Annotated in this window: 17 protein-coding genes; 13 read left to right on the top strand and 4 right to left on the bottom strand. The window is 37.3% G+C overall.

Going from position 1 to position 19,192, the window contains the following annotated elements:
- The first annotated feature begins 508 nt into the window (after window positions 1-508).
- The 3 genes from MCS_RS01285 to MCS_RS01270 all read left to right on the top strand — a co-directional run bounded on the left by MCS_RS01285 (window position 509) and on the right by MCS_RS01270 (window position 3,497).
- Complete coding sequence (locus MCS_RS01285; RefSeq protein WP_004854630.1) at window positions 509-895, top strand: MerR family transcriptional regulator; 387 nt, start codon at window positions 509-511, stop codon at window positions 893-895.
- Window positions 896-1,124: 229 nt separating this feature from the next.
- Window positions 1,125-1,802: a nitroreductase gene (locus MCS_RS01280; protein ID WP_004854629.1), complete on the top strand. Its 678-nt coding sequence runs from the start codon at window positions 1,125-1,127 to the stop codon at window positions 1,800-1,802.
- 297 nt (window positions 1,803-2,099) lie between these two features.
- Window positions 2,100-3,497: an L-serine ammonia-lyase gene (locus tag MCS_RS01270; RefSeq protein ID WP_004854628.1), complete on the top strand. Its 1,398-nt coding sequence runs from the start codon at window positions 2,100-2,102 to the stop codon at window positions 3,495-3,497.
- A gap of 333 nt (window positions 3,498-3,830) precedes the next feature.
- Here the strand turns inward: MCS_RS01270 and MCS_RS01265 are convergent, their stop codons facing one another.
- Both MCS_RS01265 and MCS_RS01260 read right to left on the bottom strand, forming a co-directional pair.
- Window positions 3,831-4,109, bottom strand: coding sequence for a hypothetical protein (locus MCS_RS01265; protein WP_004854627.1), 279 nt, complete (start codon window positions 4,107-4,109; stop codon window positions 3,831-3,833).
- A gap of 32 nt (window positions 4,110-4,141) precedes the next feature.
- Window positions 4,142-5,491 (bottom strand): D-alanyl-D-alanine carboxypeptidase, encoded by a 1,350-nt coding sequence (locus tag MCS_RS01260; RefSeq protein WP_004854626.1) that lies wholly within the window; start codon window positions 5,489-5,491, stop codon window positions 4,142-4,144.
- A 242-nt stretch (window positions 5,492-5,733) separates the two neighbouring features.
- On the opposite strand from MCS_RS01260, the gene clpS reads away from it, so the two are divergent.
- Both clpS and clpA read left to right on the top strand, forming a co-directional pair.
- On the top strand, window positions 5,734-6,105 hold the full coding sequence (gene clpS / locus MCS_RS01255) for an ATP-dependent Clp protease adapter ClpS (RefSeq protein WP_004854625.1): 372 nt from the start codon (window positions 5,734-5,736) through the stop codon (window positions 6,103-6,105).
- 6 nt (window positions 6,106-6,111) lie between these two features.
- Entirely contained in the window at window positions 6,112-8,463 is a 2,352-nt protein-coding gene (gene clpA, locus MCS_RS01250) for an ATP-dependent Clp protease ATP-binding subunit ClpA (RefSeq protein ID WP_004854624.1), read from the top strand.
- A gap of 7 nt (window positions 8,464-8,470) precedes the next feature.
- On the opposite strand, the gene MCS_RS01245 is transcribed toward clpA, so the two are convergent.
- Both MCS_RS01245 and MCS_RS01240 read right to left on the bottom strand, forming a co-directional pair.
- Window positions 8,471-8,893 carry an HIT family protein gene (locus MCS_RS01245; protein WP_004854623.1) on the bottom strand — a complete coding sequence of 141 codons (423 nt, stop codon included), beginning with the start codon at window positions 8,891-8,893 and terminating at the stop codon, window positions 8,471-8,473.
- 51 nt (window positions 8,894-8,944) lie between these two features.
- Window positions 8,945-9,406, bottom strand: coding sequence for a RidA family protein (locus MCS_RS01240; RefSeq protein WP_004854622.1), 462 nt, complete (start codon window positions 9,404-9,406; stop codon window positions 8,945-8,947).
- A gap of 145 nt (window positions 9,407-9,551) precedes the next feature.
- Here MCS_RS01240 and MCS_RS01235 point away from each other — a divergent pair, with 145 nt between their 5' ends.
- The 8 genes from MCS_RS01235 (at window position 9,552) to bamA (ending at window position 19,163) form a co-directional block, all read left to right on the top strand.
- On the top strand, window positions 9,552-10,376 hold the full coding sequence (locus MCS_RS01235; RefSeq protein ID WP_004854621.1) for an EipB family protein: 825 nt from the start codon (window positions 9,552-9,554) through the stop codon (window positions 10,374-10,376).
- 161 nt (window positions 10,377-10,537) lie between these two features.
- Complete coding sequence (gene rpsB / locus MCS_RS01230; RefSeq protein WP_004854620.1) at window positions 10,538-11,311, top strand: 30S ribosomal protein S2; 774 nt, start codon at window positions 10,538-10,540, stop codon at window positions 11,309-11,311.
- A gap of 102 nt (window positions 11,312-11,413) precedes the next feature.
- On the top strand, window positions 11,414-12,337 hold the full coding sequence (gene tsf, locus MCS_RS01225; protein ID WP_004854618.1) for a translation elongation factor Ts: 924 nt from the start codon (window positions 11,414-11,416) through the stop codon (window positions 12,335-12,337).
- A gap of 154 nt (window positions 12,338-12,491) precedes the next feature.
- Entirely contained in the window at window positions 12,492-13,211 is a 720-nt protein-coding gene (pyrH, locus tag MCS_RS01220; RefSeq protein WP_004854616.1) for a UMP kinase, read from the top strand.
- A gap of 37 nt (window positions 13,212-13,248) precedes the next feature.
- Complete coding sequence (frr, locus tag MCS_RS01215) at window positions 13,249-13,809, top strand: ribosome recycling factor (protein WP_004854614.1); 561 nt, start codon at window positions 13,249-13,251, stop codon at window positions 13,807-13,809.
- Between the two features lie 799 nt (window positions 13,810-14,608).
- Window positions 14,609-15,424 (top strand): phosphatidate cytidylyltransferase, encoded by an 816-nt coding sequence (locus MCS_RS01210; RefSeq protein ID WP_004854606.1) that lies wholly within the window; start codon window positions 14,609-14,611, stop codon window positions 15,422-15,424.
- 15 nt (window positions 15,425-15,439) lie between these two features.
- Window positions 15,440-16,558, top strand: coding sequence for a M50 family metallopeptidase (locus MCS_RS01205; protein ID WP_004854604.1), 1,119 nt, complete (start codon window positions 15,440-15,442; stop codon window positions 16,556-16,558).
- Window positions 16,559-16,766: 208 nt separating this feature from the next.
- Window positions 16,767-19,163: an outer membrane protein assembly factor BamA gene (gene bamA, locus MCS_RS01200; protein ID WP_004854601.1), complete on the top strand. Its 2,397-nt coding sequence runs from the start codon at window positions 16,767-16,769 to the stop codon at window positions 19,161-19,163.
- Window positions 19,164-19,192 lie beyond the last annotated feature (29 nt).

Genomic DNA, 19,192 nt, shown 5'->3' with positions numbered 1-19,192 from the left:
TGGGCGTTTTTTATTTTAGTATTCAGAAATAGTATATTTTTTGAAAAATATAGCTATGAGAATTATAAAGCTATTATTATGTGGGTATCGGTGGTAGTTCATTGTATTTACGTTTTGTGCTATTATGCCGCAAACCTTTCTTATTAAATTATTATAAAGTTTTTTACCTGTACAGAGAAGAAAATGTGCATTTAAATAGAAAGATGCATGAGAAAAGTGTGCTTTGCTGATATGTAATAAGGTAGAAATTGTCTGCAAAAGAGATGGTTATGATGTTTTTGGAAAAATTTGTGTTTTTTATGTTTATTGATATCTTCTATAAATCCTCGAGCATTCATCATAATAAGCCATTATAGATTTTTTATTTTGCAGTGTTTGTATGACTAAAAAATTTATCTTGCTCTATAATAAAAAATATAGAGAGGCATAAGGTAAAATACTAACTAAAATTTTAAAAAGATAGATATATTTCTGATAATGTGCTGATTAATGAAAACAGAATGATAGAATGTACGGATATTATTCAATTGGCGAATTAACACGGGAATTTTCAATAACTTCTCGGACTCTGCGATATTATGAAGAAGAGGGACTTCTTGTACCTATCCGACGTGGGGGCGTACGACTTTATACGCAAATGGATCGTCATAAATTAAAACAAATACTACGTGCCAAAAGAGTCAAATTCTCCTTATCTGAAATATCTGATATGTTGACTATGGCTAGAAATCCACCTGATGATGAAAAAAAACTTAAAGAATTAATTGCAGGTATTAATAAAAAGCGTGCTGATTTAAAACAAATGCAGCGCGATATTGATGATCTTTTGCATGATTTAGAATGTATTGAGGAGAATTTTTTTGAAAGTTTAGCTGAATTAGGCGTTAATCGTTAATTCTACAGTTTATTTCATTTAATCATTGTTGATAATGGTCTTTCTCTTAACAGAGGAGATTATGTTAGTTTTTAATGAACAATTATTGAAAGGCAATAGAATGTGGAAACGTTTCAGCAGAGGAAGAGTCAATAAAAAAAGGATGGTGGCTTTTGTAACAATAGACTGGCTTTGAATGCGCAAAAAACGGTGATAAAATCCATTTTTCTATAAAGAGAAAGTAAAAATAATGACGAATTCTTCTCTTGATATCTTCCAATCTATTCTATCACGAAAATCAGTTCGTGCTTTTTCTGATCAGCCTGTTCCACAGGAAACAATCAAGGAAATTTTAAAGTTTGCAGCGCGCGCACCATCAGGAACAAATCTTCAGCCGTGGCAAGTGATTGTTCTCACAGGAAAAATATTGCAGCAAATAGGAGAAGAGCTCTCACAACTTGCTCTTTCAGGTGTAAAAGGAGAGCGTGAATATCATTATTATCCACGTCAGTGGCGTGAGCCTTATCTTTCAAGGCGTCGAAAAGTTGGTTTAGATCTTTATAAGAGTCTTGGAATTCAAAAAGGTGAACAGGAAAAAATACTTTACCAAAAGGCACGGAATTTTTTATTTTTTGGGGCACCTGTAGGACTTTTATTCACAATGGATCATGACATGGAAATAGGGAGCTGGCTTGATTTAGGCATGTTTATGCAGACCATTATGTTGGCAGCGCGCGGATTTGGATTAGATACCTGTCCTCAAGCAGCTTTTGCTGATTATCATAAACAAATTCGTACACTTTTATCAGTGCCTTCTGATAGGTGCATTATTTGTGGTATGGCGCTTGGTTATCGTGATGTGAATGCTCCAGAAAACAATTTTGAAACAGAGCGCGAACCAATAGAAAATTTTGTACGTTTTGTATAAGTATGAAAAATATTTCGGTGGGATCTTCTTATTCTTATGATATTTTTATATTGCATATTAACACTTATTTTACTACGTTTGGGACATTAAGTAGAGTGATTATTTGTGGGTCACTATCAATTTTTCAAAGGTTGTCTATGGAAAGCGCTATAGAAAGAAAGTGCTGGGTGGTGGCACGGCGAGCAACGTTCGTTTTTATTGCTATCATTTTTTTAGCTTATCTTGCAATTTGATTTTAAATGAGACAAGAGCAGTAAAAAGACGTATACTCAAACTATTTTAGTTTTGAGGTGATGTGTGTTTTTATCTGTTTTTGAACTTTTTAAAATTGGTATTGGCCCTTCTAGCTCACACACTATGGGCCCGATGACGGCTGCGAATATGTTTTTACAAGAGATTATTGCACACAAATTTTCTCTGTCGTTTCATACTGAAATTTCTCATATACGTGTTTATCTTCATGGTTCTTTAGCTTTTACAGGTATTGGTCATGCTACAGATAGAGCTGTTGTCTTAGGGCTTTTGGGAGAAAAAGCCTCTACTATTAATCCTGATTGCATGGGCATTTTATTAGAAAAGGTTGCACGTGAAAAAAAAGTGCAGCCAGAAGGTCATCCAGCTTATCATTTTGATTGGCAAAGTGACCTTATTTTTGAACGAAATACAATCCTGCCTGGACATGCAAATGGGCTTGCATTTGAAGGACTTGATGCGAGTGGCAATGTTCTTTTGCGACGGATTTATTATTCTATCGGTGGTGGTTTTGTTGTGACTGAGGATGAATTAAATTGTATGAGTAATGATATACAATCAGAAACATATGATGTGCCGTACCCCTTTGATTCTGCACATAAAATGTTATCAATGGCGGAAAAATCAGGGCTTTCAATTGCTGAAATGAAGCGTATAAATGAAGAAACAAAGATGGAGCGTTCTTCTCTTAATAGGGGGCTTGATGAAATTTTTGCTGCTATGACAAATTGTATTGATAGAGGACTTTCACAAGAAGGTGAATTACCAGGTGGATTGCGTATTCCAAGGCGTGCTAAAAAGTTGCACGAAAAGCTTTTAGAAAATCGAAAGAAAAATCATAATTACCCACTCTTAGCAAATGATTGGCTTTCTGTGTATGCCATAGCGGTGAATGAGGAAAATGCTGCTGGTGGCCGTGTTGTTACAGCGCCAACGAATGGTGCTGCTGGTGTTGTTCCTGCGGTTTTGCGTTATTATCTTCAGTTTAATGATTCTTCGGATCGAGAGGGAATACATAATTTTTTATTGACAGCGGCAGCTATTGGTGGTGTCATAAAATACAATGCTTCGATCTCTGGTGCAGAAGTTGGTTGTCAGGGAGAAGTTGGAACAGCATCTTCGATGGCAGCTGCAGGGTTAACAGCAGCATTGGGTGGTACGCCAAGTCAGATTGAAAATGCAGCAGAGATTGCGCTTGAGCATCATTTAGGAATGACGTGTGATCCAGTTGCTGGTCTCGTGCAGGTTCCTTGTATTGAGCGCAATGCAATGGGAGCTGTTAAAGCAGTAACAGCTTCTTCTCTTGCCTTGCATGGAAATGGTGATCATTTTGTTTCTCTTGATGCTTGTATAGAAACAATGCGCCAGACTGGTCATGATATGAGTGATCGCTATAAAGAAACAAGTAAAGCTGGGCTCGCGGTCAATGCGATATCTTGTTAAGGTAAAATAGATATTATTTTATCATCACTCTTTGGTTCAGATTTATGATTTTTAAAAGCCTTTAAAGCAATCTCTAGACAATTGTATTTTAAAATTGCTTTATATTTTGCAAAAACACAAATTTAGAAAACAACACACTAGCAATTTTATACAATGCGTAAGTTCCCCAAGAGGATTAGGTATAGGGAAACAGGATTTTCTTCATAAAAATATTCACGATAATATCTAATGTAGAAGATTTGTGTTCAGTTGGGATGTTTATTTTTTTAAGATTGTAGCAAAGTGTAAATGCTTTTGTAAAGAAAACAATTCTTGCAAAGATGCCTTATAAAATTAAACATTTGTTGCACCAAGACGGATTTTAATAGGTACATTACCCGTTTGGCTTGCAACGCGTAAGTGAATGCGTACAGGAGGTGTTGCTAAACGACGATTGCGAATTGTTTGGCAAATAAGAAGATTAACGAGAGACTGTGTGTCTAGTGTAACAGGTGTATGTTTTAAGCCAGAGAGTTTTGTTACAGCATTGTGAAGAGAACGCAATGAAAGAAGAGATGATTGCTTCAAGAGTTTTTCTTTTTCAGGAGATGAAGCAAGAACATTATGTAACATGATACTATCCTTAACGCAGAATTCAAAAACTTCTAATAGGCTACAGTATAGCAGTTAAAATTTGCTTTCTTTAACGTTGAACAAGCATTGAATGCAGCTTTTTTTGATTGAAAACCTATAAATCGCGCACGATAGTAGTGACGTCCATTTTTTTCAAAAAGTTGCATACGTGAAGATGCTTGTTTCAAAGCTGAATAGGCAGAATTTTTTGCTTTTAAAAGCAGAGTTTTTGCTTTTTCTTTATCAGGAAGAGAACCAATTTGAATAGCCCATCCCGCATTTGTGGACAAAGATGCTGAAATGATTTTATCAATTTTAACGGGTATAGCTTTCTGAGGATTAGGGATTGGTATAATCGCTTGGTTGACAGCAGCTATTGCTATATTAGAATTTTTAGGTTGTTCTGCAAATGCCGTCAATATAGCGGAAACTTCGTCATCTGAGTTGGTTGTATTAGCTTTAACGATCGGTATAGGAGTATTGGCGCCTGTAGGTAAGTTGTAGTGTGCAGCAGCTATGAGACGTTCACCACTTTTCATATGGCTTGCTTTTGGTAAATATTGGTTTAATAAGCTGGCCATATGTTCATCGCGTGCAGTAGGTGATTTTCCCCCCATAACAACAGCAACAATAGAACGGCCTTCAACACGCATCGAAGTTGCTAAATTAGAACCTGACATTTGTGTGTAACCCGTTTTAATTCCATCAACACCCTTCATAGTTTTAACTAATTTATTATGGCTATTGATTATTTGTCCACGAAAAGTAAAACTTGTTGTTTTGAATAGCTTATATTGTTGTGGGAAATGTTTACGTAGGGCCAATGATAAAGTTGCCATATCTTGTGCTGTGGAATAATTGCGTACATCTGGTAGACCTGAAGCATTTGCAAAATGTGTATTTCTCATGCCAAGCTTTCGAGCTTTTGCTGTCATCATTTGAGCGAATTTTTTTTCATTACCTCCAAGATACTCAGCAATAGCAGTAGCAACATCATTTGCTGATTTTGTAATAAGTGCTTTAGCTGCTGCCTCTGCAGAAATTGTTTGTCCTGCCTTAAGCCCGATTTTTGTTGGTGGGCGTGATGCGGCATAATTTGAGATAGGGATCGGCGTGTTTGGTGTTACACGACGCATATGCATAGCGTCAAAAAGTATGTACAACGTCATCATTTTCGTCAAAGAAGCAGGGTAACGTTTTAGAGTTGCGTTGGCTTGAAATAAGGTCTTTCCTGTATTAGCATCTATAACGATAGCTGCGTACTTATCAGGATAGGCCCCTTGAGGAGTAGCTAATGCCCAAGAGTAAGAAAGAGCAAAAATAACAAGAGCTATTGCTAATTTTTTGTAGCAACATACAATTTTTTGGCAGTTAATATACACTTGTGGTATCCTATTTCTCCATTTAATTTACCTGAAAAAACTTTTTGTAAAGGTCTTTTTTTCGCAGCTTGTTGATACAGTTTAGACAAATGATATTACCAATTTGTTTACAGAAATTATTTTGTGCATTGCCATATTTGATTTCATCTTAAGAAAGAGTTTTCTTTTTTACACAAACATGCATTGCAATAGTTATGGAAAAACTTAAGATTAATGAAAAATGGACTGCATAGGAAATAAAAATGGTACAAAAGCTCCTAAAAAACTCTACATTCTATACTCTGCATGATAAAAAAGGCAAGAATTGGGACAATAATCAGTATGATGCCATTATAATGCCCAAGGTAAGATCAAAACTGAAAAAACCTAGGCTATATCGGGTATTTTTACTGAATGATGATTATACACCTATGGATTTTGTTGTTTTTGTTTTGAAAAAAATTTTCAAAAAAAGTTTCGAAGAAGCAACACATATCATGTTAAATGTTCATCACAATGGGGTAGGTGAATGTGGAGTTTACAATTATGAAATTGCTGAAATGAAAGTTATAGAAGTTAGAAAATGTGCACGTAAAAATGAACATCCATTACAATGTGTCATGGAATGGAAGTGAGGGATTATGCCGTCTTTTACACCTAGTCTTGAAGAAGTTTTGCATCGCGCATTGACAATTGCTACTCAAGCACGGAATGAATATGCAACATTAGAGCATCTTCTTCTTGCTTTGTTAGATGATATTGATGCAAATTCAGTCATTCAGGCTTGTCAGGTGGATGTAGAAAAATTACGAGAACGCTTAACCAACTATATCCAATCGGAATTGGATACACAGCTTAGAGTTGATGAAGATACAAAACCGACAGCTTTTTTCCAACGTGTTATTCAGCGTGCAGTCATTCATGCACAATCAGCTGGGAAAAACGAAGTGTCAGGAGCAAATGTTCTCATTGCAATTTTTTCTGAACGAGAAAGTCATGCGGCATATTTTCTCCAAGAGATGGGAATGACACGCTATGATGCTGTGCGTTTTATTTCACATGGTATTACATGTGATGATGGATTATCCATGTTACTTGAGGATCTTGAAGAGCAACTGGATCAGCAGATTTCAGATAATGGTGAAAAAGTAACGAGTGCACTGACTGCTTATTGTGTTGATCTTAATTGCAAAGCACGCAATGGAAAAATTGATTTATTAATTGGTCGTGAAATGGAAATTTCACGTATGATTCAGATTTTATGTAGAAGATCAAAAAACAATCCGCTTTTGATTGGTGATCCTGGAGTTGGGAAGACAGCGATTGTTGAAGGGTTGGCAAAACGTATTGTGGATGGGCAGGTGCCTGAAGTGTTGTCAAATGCAACGATATTGTCCCTTGATATGGGAGGGCTTGTTGCTGGTACACGCTATCGCGGTGATTTTGAAGAACGGTTAAAGCAAATTATTAAAGAATTTGAGCAGTATCCAAGTGCTATTTTATTTATTGATGAAATTCATACTTTGATTGGAGCAGGGGCTACGTTGGGTGGAAATATGGATGCGGCAAATCTTTTAAAACCTGCATTATCTTCTAGAATTATTCGATGCATTGGATCGACTACTTACAGAGAATATCGCAAAATTTTTGAACAAGATCGTGCTTTGGAGCGCCGCTTCCAGAAGGTTGATGTGAATGAGCCTTCTATTGATGATACGATTAAGATTTTACAGGGGCTGAAGCCTTATTTTGAAGATTTTCATCAGATTAAATATACTGATGAGGCGATGATGGCATCTGTAGAATTATCTTCACGGTATATGGTTGATCGTCGATTACCTGATAAAGCAATTGATGTTGTTGATGAAAGTGGTGCGGCGCAGAAAATTTTGCCAAAAAAACAGCGAAAAAAGAGTATAGGTATCAAAGAAATTGAGGCAACTATTGCTACTATGGCAAGGATTCCACAAAAGACAGTTTCTGTAGATGATCAAAAAGTTTTGAATAATCTTGAAAAAGAGCTCAAACGTGTTATTTACGGGCAAGATCAAGCAATTTCAGCGTTAGTTTCATCCATTAAATTAGCGCGCGCAGGGCTTCGCGAATCAGATAAACCAATAGGAAGTTATTTATTTTCAGGGCCGACAGGTGTAGGAAAAACGGAAGTTGTAAAACAATTGGCTTCTTTTTTAGGTGTTGAGCTATTACGTTTTGATATGTCAGAATATATGGAGCGGCATACAGTAGCACGCTTAATAGGGGCTCCTCCGGGTTATGTAGGGTTTGATCAAGGTGGTCTCCTTACGGATGCTGTGGATCAGAAGCCTCATGCAGTTTTATTGCTGGATGAGATCGAGAAGGCACATCCAGAGTTGTTTAATATTTTATTGCAGGTGATGGATTATGGTAAGCTCACAGACCATAATGGCAAAAAAATTGATTTCCGCAATATCATTTTAATTATGACAACCAATGCTGGTGCTTCAGATATGGCGAAGTCAGCTATCGGGTTTGGTAAAGTACGTCGTGATGGCGATGACATAGAGGCGATTAATCGGCTTTTTACGCCGGAATTTCGTAATCGGTTAGATGCAATTATTCCATTTGCTCCTTTATCTCAGTTAATCATCAGTCAAATTGTACAAAAGTTTATTTTTCAGCTTGAAGCACAATTGGCAGATCGGGGAATTTGTTTTGAATTAAGTCCTTCTGCTATGGTCTGGCTTTCCAGAAAAGGATACGACGCTCAAATGGGTGCCCGCCCATTGAGTCGTGTTATACAAGAGCATATTAAGAAGCCATTAGCTGATGAAATTTTATTCGGAAAGTTGCGTAGAGGTGGTATTGTTCGGGTCTTGACATACAAACCCCACGAGGGAAAAGAGGGTTTGCAGTTAAAATTTTCATCTTCTGATGTTTCTGCTTATTCCAAGGGTAACACAACAACACCTTTTGCAAAAAGGCGTGTAAGGAAAAAAAGCTCAGCTACTTAAGGATGTTTTAAAGAGCTGCTCGGATTTTTTTTGCATGCTCTTCCAGTATTTCTGGAGGTGTTATAGTGTTATTATGAGGAGAAAGCTCTACACCTTCCATACGTGGTATTACGTGAAAATGGAGATGGTAAACGCTTTGCTGACTTGCAGCTTCATTAAACTGCATGATTGTTACACCATCTGCCTGAAAGGCTTTTTTGACTGCATTAGCAATTTTTTGGACGGCTTTAATAAGTGGAAACAATGTTTCAGTATCAGCGTCGAGGAGGTTTCGGGAACCTTTTCGAGGAATAACCAATGTATGTCCTAGTGCTTGGGGCATAATATCCATAAATGCAATGACATCATTGTCTTCGTAGACACGAACAGAAGGAATTTCATTACGAATCAATTGAGCAAAAATATTGTTGGTGTCATAAGTTGGTTTCATACAGATATTTCCTTTCATGCATTTTGCTTTTTGCTGTTTTTTCTGAAGGATTTAAATTTCTATGATGGCTTCAATTTCTACTGGAACATTCATAGGAAGAGAAGTGACTCCAACAGCAGAACGGGCGTGTTTTCCAGCGTCTCCAAGGATATGGGTAAGTAGATCAGATGCTCCATTGGCGACAAGAGGGATATCGGTAAAATGAGGATCTACAGCGACAAAGACAGTCATTTTTACCACACGTTTTATGTCCTTTAAATCACCGAGAAATGCTTTGATTTGTGCAAGGATATTGAGAGCACAGACTTCAGCTGCTTTTTTTGCTTCTTCAGCGCTAACTGTTGCACCAACTTTACCCGTTGCTATTGGTTTTCCATCGTAAAGAGGGAGCTGTCCAGAAATAAAAAGTTGGTTTCCACTTTGTGAAGCTGTTACGTAATTAGCGATGGGCTGGGTTGCTTCAGGAAGAGTAATTCCGAGATTTTTTAGGTTGTTTTCAATTGAATTGGTCATAATTTAATTCCTTAGCTGTTCCATAATACATACATCTTGCATAAACTATTTTTCTATTTAAGGAAATGTGTGGTTAATTGAGAGGCTCGCCTTTTTTACTTTGTTATATGATGATATGCAGTTGGAATAGAGTTGGAAGTTGAGAATGTTGAGATCGTTATTTGTCATAGTTTTATATGTTTTTTCTTTATGGAATGCAAAAGCTGAGGAATCTATTTTTCTTGCGCCTCATCGAGCAGTTTATGATTTTCAGCTTGATAGTTCTTCTAATGAAATGGCAATTTTAGGAATGACTGGGCGAATGGTTTATGAGCTTAGTGGTTCAGTATGTCGGGGTTATACTACACGTTTCCGTTTTATCACTCGTGCTCATTTTGAAGATATGCCGGAGCGCTTAACGGATCAACAGACGACAAGTTATGAAACAGGCGATAGTCGTACATTTCATTTTAGTGTTACGGATCAGGTTGGGCAAGAAGTTGCACGTAGTTCTGAAGGGATGGCGGAACGTACTCAAGATGGGATTATAGTAAAACTGAAAAAGCCAAAGGAGAGAAAATATAAGCTTACAATGGCTGATTTTCCAGTTATGCAACTGAAGAATATTATCCGGCATGCAAAAACAGGGCATCATTTTTACTACATGACTGTATTTGATGGAACAGGTAAAGCAGACAGAGTTACAAAAGAAAGTATTGTCATTGGAGAGAAAAAAACAAAAATATCTGATGATGAAACGAAAATAATGGGAAAATTGGGTGAAGATGAATATTGGCCTATTACAATTTCTTATTTTGATGATATAGAGAAGAAAGATGGTTTGCCTATTTATCGTACAAACTTTCTCTTACATGAAAATGGTGTTATGCGTAACCTCCATGTGGATTATGGAAATTTTTCATTGCGAGCAAAACTAAAGAGTCTTGACCTCTTTGAGCTTGAAAAGCATCATGATCAATGTAAACATTAAATGATTGTATAAAATAACTTGAAAATGAATCAAATATTAGTATGTTTGTATTATTCCACACGCGGAGTTTGGGTGTTTGCAAGAAAACCTTAGCAGACGTCCGCCGGTAGTAGGTTTTTCTACTTTTTCCGCGGAGGTTGAACCGGAAAGGATAATAGACTATGGCACTACCAGATTTCACTATGCACCAGCTTTTAGAAGCAGGTGTGCATTTTGGTCACCAGACTCATCGCTGGAATCCAAAGATGACTCCTTATATTTATGGCCAGCGTAATAATATTCATATTATTGATCTTGCGCAGACTGTTCCACTTTTGCATCAGGCACTTAAGCTTGTTTCAGATACGGTTGCACGTGGTGGTCGTATTCTCTTTGTGGGTACTAAACGGCAGGCATCTGATATTATTGCTGATGCTGCGAATCGTTCAGCACAATATTATGTCAATGCGCGTTGGCTCGGAGGTATGCTGACGAACTGGAAAACGATTTCCCATTCAATACACCGTTTGCGTAAGCTTGATAAAATTCTTGCAGCTGAAGCTCAGGGCTTTACTAAAAAAGAACGTTTAAACCTCGAGCGTGATCGCGAAAAACTCAATCGTGCGCTTGGTGGTATTAAAGATATGGGATCTGTTCCAGATCTTATATTTATTATCGATACAAATAAAGAAAATATTGCAATCCAAGAAGCGAAGCGTTTAGGTATTCCGGTTATTGCTGTTATTGATACCAATTGTGATCCTGATAACATCGATCATCCTATACCAGGTAATGATGATGCTTCGCGTGCAATTTCTCTTTATTGTGATCTTGTTGCCCGTGCAGCTCTTGATGGTATTGCTCGTCAGCAGGGTGCAATGGGTATTGATTTAGGAGCACAAGCTGATGCTCCTGTGGAGCTTGTTTTAGAAAATGCAGTTCCAGCTTCTGAATAATAATTTTAAAGTGCCTTGTTAGGGCATTTGTTTTTTAAAGAAGAAGTTATGGGCGTGCGTGTTTTTTGCACGCTTTCACCGTTATGAAACAAAGAGGCAAATATGAGCATCACTGCTGCACAAGTAAAAGAACTTCGAGAATTATCAGGCGCTGGTATGATGGACTGCAAGGCTGCTTTGTCTGAAACCAATGGTGATATGAAAGCTGCAATTGATTGGCTTCGTAAAAAGGGAATAGCCAAGGCAGATAAAAAGGCTGGTCGCATAGCAGCTGAAGGATTAATTGGTGTTGGATCAAAAGATTTAAGCGCAGTTTTAGTTGAGATTAACTCTGAAACAGATTTTGTTGCCCGCAATGACGCATTCCAAGATATTGTACGTAATGTGGCGAAAGCTGCTTTAGGGACACAAGGAGATGTTGAATCTGTTTCAGCATCTTATTATCCTAATTCGGAAAAGACTGTAGAGGAAACAATCAAAGATGCGATTGCTACAATTGGCGAAAATATGACATTTCGTCGTTCTGTTAAGCTCTCTGTTGAGGATGGTATTGTTGCTACTTATATACACAATGCTGTTTCTGAGGGGCTTGGAAAACTTGGTGTTTTGGTTGCTATTGAAACGGTCGGAAATAAAGAGGCTGCTGTTGCTTTTGGTCGGCAGGTTGCAATGCATGTTGCAGCAACCAATCCATTGGCACTAACGGCAGAAGATGTTGAGGCCAGTGTGGTTGAGCGTGAGAGAGCAATTTTTTCTGATCAAGCACGTCAGTCTGGAAAGCCTGAAAATATCATTGAGAAAATGGTAGAAGGACGTATGCGTAAATTTTATGAAGAAGTTGTTTTGTTATCTCAGGCTTTTGTTATGAATCCTGATATTACTGTTGAAGCAGCTTTAAAGGATGCAGAAAAATCGATTGGTGCACCAGCAAAGATCACCGGTTTTGTTCGTTTTACATTGGGTGAGGGTGTGGAAAAGGAAGAATCTGATTTTGCAGCAGAAGTTGCGGCTGCTGCAAAGGGGTAGTTATTAAAACTATTGATCAGAAATTTAAAATTTCTCATTGATTATGAAATCTAATGAGGAAAAAACTTGTAATTATTGAGAGGGCGTCACGTATAAAGTGGTGCCCTTAGTGGTATCGAAAGCGAAAGTAAATGTGCTTTTGGGGAGATTATCAATGACATCAGCACTTCAGTACAAGCGTATTCTTTTAAAAGTTTCTGGTGAGTCCCTGATGGGAGGGCAGAGCTTTGGAATCGATGTTTCCGTTGCAGATCGTATTGCGGCTGATATTGCTGAAGTGCGAACGATGGGGATAGAAATTGCTATTGTTATAGGTGGAGGTAATATTTTTCGTGGAGTTGCTGTTGCTTCACGAGGTGGGGATCGTGTAACGGGTGATCATATGGGAATGCTTGCTACTGCTATTAATTCTTTAGCATTGCGAACATCATTGACTAAATTAGGAGTTGAAACAGTTGTATTGTCTGCGATTTCTATGCCACAAATTTGTGAGAGTTTTTCACAGCGTAAAGCAATAGGTTATATGAATCAAGGAAAAGTCGTTATTTTTGCAGGTGGTACAGGTAATCCATTTTTTACTACGGATTCTGCTGCTACTTTACGTGCAGCAGAAATTGGTGCAGATGTTCTTCTGAAAGGAACCCAAGTAGATGGTATTTATTCTGCAGATCCAAAGATAGATCCTACGGCTCAGCGTTTTGATCAATTAACGCATGCCGAGATTTTACAGCGGGGGTTATCTATTATGGACACAACAGCAGTCACTTTAGCGCGCGAAAATAATGTACCTATCATTGTGTACTCTATTCATGAGAAAGGTGGTTTAGCCAAAGTATTGAATGGGACAGGACGGTTTACAATTGTATCAAAATAAAGATAATCTTTAAGGCGTAATTAAAGGAGACAGAAATATGAGTGTTACATCGATTATGGATGATCTGAAACGTCGTATGGATGGTGCTATTTTGGCTTTTAAGCATGAATTAGGTGGTTTGCGAACTGGGCGAGCATCTTCCAGCTTATTAGAGCCATTAACAGTTGAAGCTTATGGTTCTGTTGTACATATAAATCAAGTTGCAAATATTTCTGTTCCAGAACCGCGTATGCTTTCGGTGTCTGTCTGGGATAAAACAATGGTAGGAGCTGTAGAGCGTGCTATTCGCGATTCTGGTCTTGGTTTAAATCCTATCACGGATGGTATGAATTTACGTATACCTTTACCGGAATTGAATGAAGAGCGTCGTAAAGAACTTGTTAAAATTGCGCATCAATATGCAGAACAGGCACGAGTTGCGGCCCGCCATGTTCGCCGAGATGGTATGGATAATTTGAAGAAATTAGAAAAAGAAGGTGAAATTAGTCAAGATGAGGCGCATGGCTTATCTGAAAAAGTTCAAAAACTCACAGATGAGACTATTGTGGACATTGATAAGATTTTAGCTGTAAAAGAATCTGAAATTATGCACGTTTAAGACGCTTTCATTGTTAAAAAAGCAAAGTATATGCGTATTGTGGAGAGAGTTCTATTATTATGGTTCAGAAGGAGAGAGTGCGTGCTCTTCATGTAGGGTGTGCAGCAATGGGGTCGATAGTTGCCATATTGCATAATATGGCGGGATTGATTGAAAGTGTTAGGGGATTTTTGAATTTTGTTTGCACATTATAAGGTTATCTTTTTAGGTAGTTTATTGGATGAAGTGATAAAGAAGGTTTTTGTTCAATGTAATCTTATTGCGCTGTGTGCTAAGAATTTTTTTATCATTATGATAATCTGTTTCAATGTTCTAAGGGAAATTTAGGGAGGGGAGAAGTGATGCAAAGGGTGAAGCATTAATCTTTCTATTTTTTCTCATTATGAGGGTGCAGCGGAAGAGATAAAATCATTATAGTTTTATACAATGTGTGTTTTACAGCTTTTAGCTTTTTTGGCAGGTGCGGAATTGTTTAGTAGAAAAACGATTTTATAAAAAGAGGATATCGTATTTAAGTTTCATGATTCACCTAAAAAGTGAATAACATTTTTCTCATTTTTACAATCATTATAATATTGGAAGATGCATTTGGGGGGAATAAATTTTGATGAGCAAGCTTTTGTAAAGCTGTTGTCACTGGTTTTTGGTTTTGTATGTGTCATATTGTATACTGAATCGTTTATGTTAATTTGTAGAAAAAATTTCCGAAGGTACAAATGTAGAAATGATGGATGATAGGTTTTTTACTTGTATCAGTTTTTGAGTTTGTATTTTCTATTTTTATTGTTTGGATGTTATTTTGTCTAATCTTGTTTCTCGTATTCTGACTGCTTTAATTTTTGGCATTATCACTTTGCTTTTAACATGGCTTGGGGGAGTTTTATTTTTTGTGTTTGTATGGGTTATTGGTGGTTTTATTCTTTATGAGTGGATAAGTATCACCAAGGAGAAGTGGTGTATTTCTCAAAAAATATTAGCGGCTATATTTTATTTGTTTTTTGGTTCCTTGTTGATATTAAATGTATCTTCTTCATTGATTTTTTGTGTTTTGACAACTTTAGCGGCACTGTTGGCTATTGGACCTATAAGGAAAAGTTTTTGGGTTTTTTTTGGTTTTTTATATGCATCTTTTCCGGTTGTAGCTTTATGCTTTTTACGGGGAGATGAGAGGCTAGGCTTCTGGGTTGTTGTTTTTTTATTTACGATAGTGTGGGGCACAGATATTGCCGGATATTTTAGTGGGCGTACATTTGGTGGCCCTAAATTAGCACCAAAATTTTCTCCTAATAAAACATGGGCAGGAGCGATTGGTGGTACATTTGTTGGGGTTTCTGGCGGCATATTGATTTCTTTTTATTCGTTTGACATAAGTTTAGCAGAATTTTTTGTGCCATTACTTGCTCTGGTTTTATCAATTGTTTCACAAATAAGTGATTTGGGGCAGTCATGGTTAAAAAGGCAGTTTTCTGTTAAGGATTCTAGCTCTTTATTGCCTGGACATGGTGGATTTATGGATCGTATGGATGGGCTAATAGGGGCGGCTTTTCTTCTTTATTTAATTGGTTCGTGTATATCTGATATGAATACACCTTTTAATCTTTTTGGTATGGCTTAATGAGGAGAAGATATCTTGGAACTTTTAAATCATATCATTGCTGTAGGCGATTTGCTTTTAAGAGGTTTGAGTATTTTTTTCGTTGTTATGATTATCATTTTTGTGCATGAAGCTGGTCATTATCTCATTGGACGATGGTGTGGTATTAAGGCATCTGTTTTTTCGCTTGGATTCGGACCACAAATAATGGGCTATATAGATAAGCATGGTACACATTGGCGTTTAGCGCTTATTCCTTTGGGAGGATATGTAAAATTTATTGGGGAGGAAGAAAGAACGGGAGTGCCATCATCGCCATCACCTTCCATTATTGACGGATCATTTGCCAGTGCTCATGCATGGAAAAAAGCAGCAACTGTTTTTGCAGGTCCTTTATTCAATATCTTTTTTACCGTTATTATTTTTACCTTTTTTTTCTTTATTTATGGTCGTTTTGTAATTGAACCTGTTGTTGGTTCTTTGGAAGAGGATTCTCCTGCTATTCACTCTGGTTTAATACGCGGTGACCGTTTTATTGAAATGAATGGTCGAAGAGTTGAAAGCTTTGAAGATCTAAAAAATTATGTGTCTTTTCATGGTGGAGAGCCTATAGAGTTTAAAATAGAGCGCATGGGAAAAGTCTTTACGATAGTAATTACACCAACAGTGAGCGAGCGGGATGATGGTTTTGGCAATCTGGTTCGGAGCACAATGATAGGTGTAGGTGTTCCTGTTGATCCCAACAATCCTGCACGTTTGGATCCAGCTTATATCAAACATATTCGCTATGGTTTTTGGGGAGCTATAAGAGAAGCGTCAGAGCGTGCAACGTTTATTGTTATTCAAACAGTTTTTTTTATGAATCACTTAAGTGGACCTTCTAAAACTGTTAAAATTGCTTGGCAAATTAGTGAAACAGGTTTTCTTTCTTTGTTGAATTTTGCAGCTTTTCTTTCCATTGGTATTGGGCTTATTAATCTTTTCCCAATTCCGCCGCTTGATGGTGGGCATTTACTTTTGCATGTCATTGAAGCTTTTACTGGGCGACCAGTTCCAGTTAAAATTCAGGAAATTATTTTTCGTTTCGGTTTTTTTATTGTTTTGTTATTTATGGCTTTTGTTTTTTTAAATGATTATTTTTGTTGGTTTAGCTAATTAAATTATAGAAAACATTTTACAAATTAGGTAATAGTGGGGAAATATTGGGTTAAAAGCTGTTTACCATGTACACAAAATATTGTGGCATGGTACGCTATAATTAGTAATTAAGAGGTGGAAGGTCTCGTTGAGAACAAAAGAGTTGTTATGACAATTAGCTTTTTGAGGCATCGTATCCAAATAATAATATTAAGGTAAAGATCCAATGACTACGAGTTCAAAGTTTTTAAGTGCAGTATCTATATTGGCATTAGGTATGGGGATGGTTATTCCAGTAACGGCCTTTATGTCCATTGCGATGGTTGAAGAAGTGCAGGCATCTGTAGTCCGCTCTATTGAAGTTCACGGGAATAAATTTGTAGGAGCTCAAGCCATTCGTGACAATATAGACATTAAAGTTGGAAAGAATTTTTTTAGTAGTGATGTCGATGCAGCAGTGAAGCGTCTTTTCGGGTTAGGTTTATTTTATGATGTTAAAATAAATCAAGTAGGCGATAAATTGGTTGTTTTTGTTAAAGAATATGAAGTAGTGAATCAGATATTGTTTCAAGGGAATAAATCTCTTAAAGATCCTGATCTTAAAAGGTTTATTTCTTTAAAACCGAATGAGCCTTTCAATTCTGCTAAGCTCTCAGATGACATTAAAGTGATTCGTGAGGCTTATAAAACCGTTGGTCGTAATAATGTCACTGTGACAGTACAAACCATTAATCTGGGTAAAGGGCGTGTTAATGTGGTATTTAATATCGTTGAAGGCCGGAAGCTAAAGATTAGTGGTATTACCTTTAAGGGGAATAGTGCTTTTGGTAGCCGTCGTCTGCGTGATGTGATTTCAACAAAACCTTCAGGGGTATTCTCCTTATTAATGAGCGGTGATGTTTACAGTGAAGAACGTTTGGCTGCTGATGAAGAAGCGCTCCGTCGTTTTTACTATAATCACGGTTATGCGGATTTTCGTGTAATTTCTTCTAAAGCAACTTTTGATGCAGCGAACAATTCATATACAATTGATTTCCTTCTTGATGAAGGTGTGCGTTATAAAATTAGTGATGTTCAGATTGAAAGCGATATCGATGGTGTTGATGTTCAATCTATGAAGGGAATACTTAAAACACGGGCAGGTGACGTTTATAATGCACAAAATATTGAGCAATCTGTTGCTATGCTTAATAATAAGGCTGCTGATTCGGGATATGCTTTTGCTAAAATTGAGCCACGTGGAAATCGTAATTTGGCAAATCATACAATTTCGATACTGTATAACATTGAACAAGGTCCGCGTGCTTATGTTAAGCGCATTGATATTCGTGGCAATGAAAAGACACGTGATTACATCATTCGCCGTGAGCTTGAATTAAATGAAGGCGATGCTTATAATCAGACCTTAGTGCAACGGGCGAGACGTCGTTTAGAAGGTTTAGGTTTTTTCAAAGCCGTTAATATTTCAATGGTTCCGACGGATCAGTCTGACCAAATTATCTTAGTGATAGATGTTGTGGAGGCTCCAACAGGAGATCTTTCTTTTTCTGGAGGATATACAACTGGTGGTACGAGCCCTGGTATGTCTCTTGAGGTTTCTGTTACTGAGCGCAATCTAGGAGGGCGTGGACAGTATGTTCGTCTGGGGTTAGGAGCAGGGCAAGAAAAATCCCGTAATTACAACTTGTCGTTTGTTGATCCTTATTTCTTGGGTTATCATTTATCTGCTGGTATTGATCTTTTCCGTAATACATACCGTGCTGATAAAGCATATGATGTACGACAGACGGGCGGCTCACTTCGGTTTGGGGTGCCGATCAATGATCAATTGTCTGCTAATTTAGCTTATTCTTATGTACAAGAAGAATATGATTTTGGCGGAGATTATGACTTAACCAAAGAGAATGACATAAAAGAACTCTATGAGAAATATTCAGGTGCGATCGTTCAAGCTGCGATCCATAGCCCTTGGAAGCGTTCATCAATTAGTTATGGTCTAACCTATAATACTATTGATGATATGAAAAATCCACATGATGGATTATATGCGCGTGTTCTTCAGGAGTATGCTGGACTTGGGGGTAATGCAAAATTTTTGAAGACGACTGGTAAGGCGATGATGTACAAGACGCTTTCTGATCGTATGGATATTGTTGGTTTGTTTTCTGTTGGTGGTGGTTATATCCACGAAATGGGCGAAGAGGGTATTCGTATCTTCGATATGTTTAAAGTCAATACTGATATGATTCGTGGTTTCAAGTACAATGGTATAGGTCCACGTCAGATTTCTAATAAGGGTGAAGTTTATTTCTTAGGGGGAACGACGTATATAAATGCAACTGCTGAAGTACAGTTTCCTATACCTATTGTTCCTGAAGGATTCGGATTTCGCGGTGCTTTATTTGCTGATGCTGCAACGCTTTTTGGTAATAATTATAAACCTGTATTTCAAGGAGAAACACCGGTTACAAATATTAAAAGTGCATGGCGATCGTCTGCAGGTGTTAGTTTGATGTGGGATTCGCCTTTTGGTCCGCTACGTTTTGATTATGCTTGGCCGATAACAAAGCAAGAAGGCGATCGTCTGCAGCAATTTAATTTTGGTATTTCTACGAAGTTCTGATTTAGATTTTTTAATGAAAAACTTTGAAG

This window comes from Bartonella doshiae NCTC 12862 = ATCC 700133, assembly GCF_000278155.1.
Classification (GTDB): Bacteria; Pseudomonadota; Alphaproteobacteria; order Rhizobiales; family Rhizobiaceae; genus Bartonella; species Bartonella doshiae.
This window is presented reverse-complemented; position numbering and strand designations above follow the sequence as displayed.